Source organism: Candidatus Phytoplasma pruni, assembly GCF_001277135.1.
In the GTDB taxonomy this organism is placed as follows: domain Bacteria; phylum Bacillota_I; class Bacilli_A; order Acholeplasmatales; family Acholeplasmataceae; genus Phytoplasma; species Phytoplasma pruni.
Window position 1 is genome coordinate 1 of the sequence record NZ_LHCF01000036.1, and the last position, 2,133, is coordinate 2,133.

The 2,133-nt window shown below is 26.3% G+C and carries 2 protein-coding genes and 1 pseudogene; all 3 read left to right on the top strand.

Going from position 1 to position 2,133, the window contains the following annotated elements; genetic code table 11:
• Positions 1 to 569: SVM family protein (locus tag CPX_RS02780; protein WP_152907396.1), on the top strand; the 569-nt coding region annotated here is incomplete at its 5' end.
• Between the two features lie 269 nt (positions 570 to 838).
• Positions 839 to 1,234 (top strand): SVM family protein, encoded by a 396-nt coding sequence (locus tag CPX_RS02785; protein ID WP_053521631.1) that lies wholly within the window; start codon positions 839 to 841, stop codon positions 1,232 to 1,234.
• 272 nt (positions 1,235 to 1,506) lie between these two features.
• Positions 1,507 to 2,133: pseudogene (locus CPX_RS02790) on the top strand (hypothetical protein); the annotation flags it as partial.

Consider the following 2,133-nt stretch of genomic DNA (forward strand, 5'->3'; position numbering starts at 1 on the left):
TAAAAAATCAATTTAAAATAATTAGTATTTATTTATTTGTATTTATAGGTTTATTATTTATTAATATGAATCAAGTTATTGCGATGAATAATAATAACGTTGGAACAAGCGAGCATGTTTATAATTCTTTAGAAGAATATAGAAATTATCAAAATTTATTAGTTTCTCAACAAACAAAAGCACAAGAAGTTATTAATGCTTTGGAACATCAAGTATCAGAAACAGAAAAAAAACTTTTATTTGATCAACTAGAATTAATACATCAACAAATTATTATAACTCAACAAAGACACTTAGATATTCAACAACAAATAACTATAAATTTAATTTTAAATAATGAAATAACAGAATTAGAAAATCTACATTCCTCATTAATGCAAGAAATGACAACAATTATCAATAACATGCCTCTTTATGTTTCAGAAGAACAAATTAATCTTTTAAGAAATACACAAATTAGAATAAATCAAAATCAAAACAATATAAATACAATATTAGAACAAATAAGAAATCAATCACCTATGCCTCGAATTAATTTATCTCGTAATCGTTCTTCTCAAAGACGTTAAAATAATTAATTTTTTAAATTACAAATTCAACACAAAGATTACTACCTTGGTCGTACAAGAGCGGATGACTCCAACTTTTAACTAACCGAATTCAACCTTCACTTTAATCCTGTTATCTGTAGTTTATCCATCTTTAAAGATAAACGCAATAACGATAAATTAAAAGAAGCCAAATATATTAAAAGAGCCAATTCTAAATGGTGATAAAATTTAACAATTTCCAATATGTTAAAATTTAAGGAATAAAACAATTAAAGGAGATTTAATTAATGTTAAAATTAAAAAACCAATTGAACCTAATTTATCTTTATTTAATAACTTTTATAGGATTATCATTTATTTTGAACAATAATCAAGTAATGGCAATGGAAAACAATAATTTATTAGATTCAAGAGCATCAGAGGAACATTTATGTCTAATAAACAATAAGATTTGGAATTTGTCCGTAAAAAAACAAGAATTATTTATGTTATCTGCATCTAACGGAGATCAAAAAACTAAATCTATATTAAATAAAAGATATTTTCGTTATATAAATATGATTAAAAATCTAGAACAACAAAGAAATACAATTATCAATAGAGGTTATTATAATAACCTAATTTTATACCATTTAATAAACGATTTTAATCAACAATTAACAAAATTAAATATAAATTATTAAAATAATAAATAATACATACAAAAATTAAATAAATTCCCAAAAGACCCTCCTAGGGTCTTTTTCTTTTACCCAAACAAAACCCAAAGGAGGTAAACAAACCATGACTAAAATAAAAACCTTAAAAAAGTTTCTTAATCATTTCTTTATTAATCACTATTTTATTCATTAAACCTATTTTCGCCTATAACTATTTCCATAAACAAACCAAATCAACTATTAAACTAGTAAACTACCAAACCCTTCAACAAGAATGGTTAAACACCCAAACAAAAATGAAAAGATACGACATCAACGTTCTAGAGAAAAAAGATATCCCCAATATCTTAGAATATTTCAATATCCAAACTTCCGCTTATAACCTCGAAGAACCGTCATACAACCCTTATGGACGTAAATTTTTCTTCAACAAATTCAAAAACCCTCCTTCAGATCTCTTAGGGGTTTATTTGAAACATCGCCCTAATCCTTTTAATATCCAATACCCCGATGATGAAGATTACGAATACACATTAGAAGATCTCCTAAAATACGAAATCGCTATCGAAGAAGCCTTTGTCTTCTGGGATGCCAAACAAAAACCTCAAGAAATTAAACCTCAAATAAATTTAATAGTTAGCAACATCTTCACTGATCAAAACAAAGAAGAAGTCATAAATCATTATTTAATCAACAACAACATCATCAAACAACCCAAACTCATTAAATTAGGTTGTTATAACGCCACACCTAATACTGGTTTAGTGGCGCCTTTACCATCAAGAACTTTCCATGAAATTGATATTGACGCCGTTTATTTTGACGATGGAATTCGTTTCATGGAACCTCACCAAGGAAATATTGACGATCTCTTAAAACTTTCCAATGGCGCTAAAAACATCTATCTTTTTACGTTCAACATT

What these genes read in the sequence shown, in the direction of transcription:
- CPX_RS02785 (WP_053521631.1), top strand. Translation starts at nt 839, where the DNA reads ATGTTAAAATTAAAAAACCAATTGAACCTAATTTATCTTTATTTAATA.